At 50.5% G+C, this 6,295-nt stretch carries 4 protein-coding genes; all 4 read left to right on the forward strand.

Features of this window, described 5'->3' with window-relative positions; genetic code table 11:
• Positions 1-977, forward strand: a 977-nt coding sequence (locus HMPREF3138_RS00445; RefSeq protein ID WP_246828706.1) for an ATP-binding protein, incomplete at its 5' end; no start/stop codon positions are given.
• Positions 978-1,056: 79 nt separating this feature from the next.
• Positions 1,057-2,178, forward strand: a complete 1,122-nt coding sequence (locus tag HMPREF3138_RS00450) for an efflux RND transporter periplasmic adaptor subunit (RefSeq protein WP_038871286.1) — start codon at positions 1,057-1,059, stop codon at positions 2,176-2,178.
• Positions 2,178-5,231: an efflux RND transporter permease subunit gene (locus HMPREF3138_RS00455; RefSeq protein WP_070558737.1), complete on the forward strand. Its 3,054-nt coding sequence runs from the start codon at positions 2,178-2,180 to the stop codon at positions 5,229-5,231. The genes HMPREF3138_RS00450 and HMPREF3138_RS00455 overlap by 1 nt, the downstream gene beginning before the upstream one ends.
• A 51-nt stretch (positions 5,232-5,282) precedes the next feature.
• Entirely contained in the window at positions 5,283-5,924 is a 642-nt protein-coding gene (locus HMPREF3138_RS00460) for a MarC family NAAT transporter (RefSeq protein WP_038871283.1), read from the forward strand.
• Positions 5,925-6,295: the final 371 nt, after the last annotated feature.

Consider the following 6,295-nt stretch of genomic DNA (forward strand, 5'->3'; position numbering starts at 1 on the left):
GGTTTTATAGCCTTTTTCACTATTGGTATGGCATTGACTTTGCTAATCCGTCTATCACCTCGGGGGATTGGATTATGCTGGCTATTTTGGTGGTCGTCGCTATACCTCTCATGGTCTTACTGGGGCTCTATATGTCGCGGCCGTTGGCGAAGCAATTTTCCTACCTGGTCGCTGCCGCGAGAAAAGTCACTGAGGGGGATTTCTCTGTGCAAGCAAAATTAGAAGATAAAGCGCCGGAAGAACTTCTTACTCTAACTCACGATTTCAATGAGATGACCAAAAAACTGACTTATTATGAAGGGGAGTTACGTGCTTCTCATATCGCTATGGCGCATGAATTACGCTCGCCGTTGACGGCTTCAATCGCACGCCTTCAGGGAATTATGGATGGCGTGTTCGAGCCGGACAAGCATCAGTTAAATCTGGTCATGCAGCCCTTGGCAAGCCTTAATCGCCTTATTGATGATCTTCAAACGCTGTCCTTGTCACAAGCCGGGGCCTTATCATTAGAAAAATACCATGTGAATCTGTGTGATTTGATTCAGGAGCGTTTACAATGGCTAAAGGCTGAAGTTTCGCAGGAGGATTTCACGATTGAATTTGAATGTCCTGCTCCCGTATTCGTCTACGCCGATCCGTTCAGAATTGGGCAAGTTGTTACGATTCTCATAAAAAATGCAATTCGTTACGCGCATTCCGGCAAGAAATTGACCATCACTGTTAACCATGCTGATGATAAGGTTATCGTCGGTTTTCGCGATTATGGGCCGGGCGTCAGTGAAGCTTTTTTACCCTTGATGTTCGAGCGCTTTTCCCGGGAAGAGCGTTCTCGATCGAGAAATTTGGGAGGGAGTGGACTCGGCCTCTCTATCGCCATGGCGATAAGCCGCGAGCACGGCGGCAGTCTCAGTGCTCAGAATCATCCTGAAGGTGGGATGCTGCTTCTACTCATTCTGCCAATGAAAATAGAATCTTGATGGTTTCTTGAATAATCATGGATTTAATCTACACATAAAAAAGGTTTAATTCTTCAACAGACTATCAGGAGAATGTCTTATGTCAGTTGGTTTTTTCAGGTTAATAAGTGCGGTCAAGAGCGTGTCCCTATTTCAAAACTGGAAACTCTTTATTATTCCCGTGTTTGTGTTTTTGGTGGGGTGTGATGATAAAGCAAAGACAGAAGAGGTGCCTACACGTCCCGTACGGACGCTTGCCGTCGATAATCCGGTTGGCGGAGTCTTAATAAAGCATACCGGAGAAATTCGCCCCCATGAGGAATCTCAGCTCTCGTTTCGCATTGACGGCCGGATCCTCAGCCGGCCGGTCGATGTGGGGGACAAATTAAAGGCGGGGCAAACGATCGCGACGTTGGAGCCCAGAAATAACGAGAATCAGGTGCGCAGTGCGCAGGCCGAACTGGCCGGTGCCGTTTCTTCAGAGCGTCTGGCTGCTCTCAATTTCAGAAGGCTGCAATCATTGCTCAAAACCGGTGCTATCGCGCAGGCTCAGGTTGATGAAGCGCGGGTCAATCTTGAAGTCGCGGCGGCAAAACGCGTCTCTGCTCAATCGAATTTGAAAATCGCTCAGGAGCAATTGGGTTATACCCGTCTCGTTGCGCCTTCAGATGGCGTAGTGACTTCGGTTAATCTGAATCCTGGACAAACTGTCAGCGCAGGGCAGGGGGTCGTGACGCTCTCACTCAATCAGGGAGTGGATGCCGTATTTGACGTTCCAGAAGCAATTTTGTACAGCAATCTGTCCGATAATAAAGTCAAGATTGCGCTGCTTTCCGATCCTTCCGTCGTGACTGAGGGCGTGATCCGAGATGTGAATCCACAGGCGGATAAGCAGACGCGCACCTGGCGAGTCAGAGTCTCGCTGTCGAACCCTCCAGAGAAAATGGCTTTGGGCGCGACGGTGCAGGGAAGTATCGTGATCCCGGGGCAGGCAGCGTTTGTTCTGCCGGCGTCTGCGATGACCCGTGATGGTGCGGATCCTGCCGTTTTAATCGTTCAACCGGATACATTAACCTTGGCATTGCGCAAAGTTAACGTTATTCGCTATAGCTCTGAGGACGTGTTTATTGCTGATGGCCTCAAACCTGGTGACAAGGTGGTGATCGCCGGCGTGAGCAAGTTACGGCCAGGGGAGAAAGTGAGTTTGGAGGATAAATTCTGATGAATGCCTCTGAACGCGAGAAGTTTAACCTGTCTGCCTGGGCGCTTGCCAATCAGCAACTGGTTGCCTTTTTTATGTTGGTTCTCACCATTGCCGGGGTGATGAGCTATTACAACTTGCCGCGCAATGAAGATCCGGCGTTTACCATTAAAACGGCGGTGGTTTCCGCGAGTTGGCCTGGGGCCTCTGTGGAGGATACCGTCAATTTCGTGACCGATCCGTTGGAGAAGAAACTTCAGGAAGTTCCTTATCTTGATTATTTGGAGAGTTACAGCCGGCCCGGCGAGTCGGTTATTTTTATCTATCTGCGTGATAATACGCCGCCGGAGAAAGTGAAGGAACTGTGGTATACGGTCAGGAAAAAAATCAAGGACGTTTCCCCTCAGCTGCCTGCCGGCGTCAGTTCACCTGCCGTCAACGATGAATTTGATGATACCTACGGCACCATCTATGGCTTTACGCGTGAAGGATTCAGCGAGCGCGAACTGCGCGATCTGGTTGATAAAGTTCGCACGGACGTCTTAACGCTGCCAGACGTCGGGAAAGTGAACCTGCTGGGCGTAAAAGAAGAGCAGGTCATCTTATCATTTTCACCGCAGAAAATCGCGGGCATGGGGCTGACGCTCGACCAAATCAAAAACGCCATCAGCGCGCAAAACGCCGTGACTCCGGCCGGAGAAATCAGAACAGACAAAGATAAAGTCATGTTGAGAGTCAGCGGCGCTTTCGCATCGGAAGAAAGCCTCAAACAGCTGACACTGCATATTCAGGATAAATTCGTTCCTCTGACGGATATTGCGACTATCTCTCGCGAGGCGGTCGATCCGCCGACGCCTGCCTTCAGGGTTAACGGGGAGTCGGCGATTGGCCTGGCCATCTCCATGGCCCCGACAGGCAATATGCTGGATTTCGGCAAAGCGCTTAACGAAAAGATGGATGATATCTCCAGCCGCTTGCCTGCGGGTATCAACGTGCTGAAAGTGGCCGATCAGTCGACGGTGGTGCATGACGCGGTGGGGAGCTTTATGAAAGTGCTCCTTGAGGCGGTCGTCATTGTGCTGGCTGTGTCTTTCTTGTCATTAGGCACTCGTGCCGGGTTAGTGGTTGCAGCATCCATTCCGCTGGTGCTGGCCATGACGTTTATCGGCATGGAAATTGCCGGCATAGGCATGCAGCGTATCTCACTCGGCGCGTTAATTATTGCGCTGGGGTTGCTGGTCGATGATGCCATGATCACTGTAGAGATCATGATGTCGCGCCTGGAGAAGGGAGACCCTGTCAAAAAGGCGGCGACAAAAGCCTGGACGACGACGGCTTTCCCGATGCTGACCGGCACATTGGTCATGATCGCCGGTTTTATCCCGGTCGGTTTCGCAACGTCGAGTGCGGGGGAGTACTGTTATTCTCTGTTCATGGTGGTGCTGATTTCGCTCATCAACTCCTGGATTGTTGCCGTACTTTTTTCACCGCTGATAGGCGTGTGGCTTTTACCTAAGGTGATGAAGGAACACGCCCACGGTAAAGGTAAAGTCATGCAAAAGTACGAAAGTGCATTGCGATATATCCTTAAGCGCCGAGGGATGACCTGCATCGTGGCGGTTCTGTTGCTGGCCATTGCTTTTATCGGATCCTCACACATGGAAGAGGAGTTTTTCCCCGCTTCTGACAGGCCGGAGTTGCTCGTCAGCCTGACTCTGCCGAGAAATGCCGTGCAGGAAGATACGGCGAGGGAAGCCATTCGCTTGGAGGAAATCCTCAAGAAGGATCCCGATATTGATCATTTTACGACGTACGTTGGATCGGGTGCCGTGCGATTTTATTTGCCGATGGACCTGTTGCTTGATAACGAAAATATCGCTCAATTGGTCGTGGTTACCAAGGGACTTGAAGAGCGTGACGCCGTGAAGTCCAGGCTTGAAAAAATTCTGCAAAAAGATTTCGGCCATCTTGTTACGCGTGCTTCGCCGTTGGAGCTGGGGCCCCCGGTAGGTTGGCCGTTGAAATATCGCGTTTCCGGCCCGGATCTGACCAAAATCCGTGAGATATCCATGGAGTTGGCGGCGAAATTCGGCGACAACCCGCAGACAAGAGAGGTCAACCTTACTGCGGGAGAACCACAACGAGAACTCTATATAACGCTTAATCAGACGGAAGCGAGAGCCTTGGGATTAAGCTCTCAGGATGTCGCAAGCGCTCTTGCTGAAATGTATTCGGGGTCCGCTGTAACGACGATCAGAGACAGAAATCGTCAGGTTAACGTGGTGCTGCGAGCTTCGGAAAACACGCGGAGAGACATTGAAACCGTCGCGGATTTGCAATTAACGACGGCCGATGGGCGCGTGGTGCCATTAAAGCAGATCGCAACGATAGGCTATACGTTGGCCGAACCTATTCAGTGGCGGCGGCAACGACAGCCTTTCATTACGGTGCAAATGGATATTGCGCCAGGGCTGAATGCGTCCGGCGTATCCAAGAGTTTGGCGCCTGTGGTCGATGAATTGCGCAAAAATTTACCGCCGGGATATCATATTACCGAGGGGGGAAGCGTCATTGAAGCCATGAAAGGCAACCGTTCAGTATTCGCGGTTCTGCCAGTGACCCTATTGGTGATGCTGATCTTGCTGATGGTGCAGTTGCGTAGTTTCTCACGCATGATGCTGGCGCTGTTGATTGCCCCCTTCGGTTTGATTGGCGTTGTCGCTGCCATGTTACCTACCGGAACGCCGATGGGGTTTGTCGCGCTTCTTGGCGTGATTGCGTTGGCGGGGATGATTATCCGCAATGCCGTGATCCTTATTGAAGAAGTGGAAATAAACAGGGCGCAAGGTGCGGATAATACTGAGGCGATCGTCGAGGCGTCACTGCATCGCTCCAGACCGATACTCTTGACGGCTTGTGCAGCAATATTAGGGATGATACCTATCGCGCATCAGGTATTTTGGGGGCCTATGGCCTATGCCATTATTGGCGGGTTATTCGTTGCCACCCTATTTACCCTGACGGTATTGCCGGCTGCCATCAGCGCCGTTCTGCAGTGGGAGAAGTCTCGATAGAACTTACCCCCGGAGATAACTCCGGGGGAGTCTTAAAAAGGAGGTAGGCAGATGTTTGAGTTATTTAAACTTATTGGGCTAGGGTTGGTTTTATTGCTGCCGCTGGTAAACCCATTGACCACTGTAGCTCTTTTTCTTGGGCTTTCAGGCGACATGTCTGAACAAGAAAAAAAGAAGCAGTCAGCGATGGCGGCTTTCTATGTCTTTGTGATTATGATGGTTGCATGGTATGCCGGTAAGGCTGTTATTAATACCTTTGGCATATCCATTCCGGGATTACGAATTGCAGGTGGAATGATCGTTGCCTTTATTGGGTTTAACATGCTGTTTCCGCAGGATGTGAATAAGTCTCAAAGCGGCGAGAAGGGAAAAAGCAAAAATATAGCATTTATCCCCTTGGCAATGCCCAGTACGGCAGGCCCGGGTACCATTGCTATGTTGATCAGTGCCGCGTCGACATTCAGCGCTGAAACATCGCATCTGGATTTATGGGTCGCCTATACCGCGCCCCCCCTGATTGCGATAGCCATTTCTCTGATTTTATGGGTATCTCTGCGGGCGTCACTGGGTGTTATGAAGCTTGTAGGAACATCGGGAATCGATGCTATTTCCCGAGTGATGGGATTCCTGCTGGTCTGTATGGGGGTTCAGTTTGTTATAAATGGCGTCGTTGAACTCGTCACAATGCAATAAACGTGAACGTTTCAGTGTCTGATATGCATGAGGTTGCGCTTATCAGACGAGAATAATATCTAAAACCTTATATCTATATCAGTTCTGATAATGCTCTGATGCTCTTGGCGGCCATAAAGTTTTTTTGCATGGGCAACGCTGTGAGCGCCAGCGGTAATGACTGTCGTCATGCTGTTATTTTTTATCAAAAAGTTCCCAAGTAGGATGGGAACTTTTTGTACTTTTTATTTTATTCTGGTGCGTCGTCAACAGGCCTAATCCCGAATCTGATCCCATCACCATAAGCCGTCACCGGCGCATTATGGCTGTTGAGTGCCATTTCAGGGGGACAACACCTTGGCGATAGCCTGAGCTTCCTGCTGCCAGCCCTG

The organism is Serratia sp. HMSC15F11 (genome assembly GCF_001808215.1).
In the GTDB taxonomy this organism is placed as follows: domain Bacteria; phylum Pseudomonadota; class Gammaproteobacteria; order Enterobacterales; family Enterobacteriaceae; genus Serratia; species Serratia nevei.

Excerpts from the sequence above, each read along its gene's own strand:
- HMPREF3138_RS00450 (WP_038871286.1), top strand. The coding sequence starts at position 1,057 with ATGTCAGTTGGTTTTTTCAGGTTAATAAGTGCGGTCAAGAGCGTGTCC.
- HMPREF3138_RS00460 (WP_038871283.1), top strand. The coding sequence starts at position 5,283 with ATGTTTGAGTTATTTAAACTTATTGGGCTAGGGTTGGTTTTATTGCTG.
- HMPREF3138_RS00455 (WP_070558737.1), top strand. The coding sequence starts at position 2,178 with ATGAATGCCTCTGAACGCGAGAAGTTTAACCTGTCTGCCTGGGCGCTT.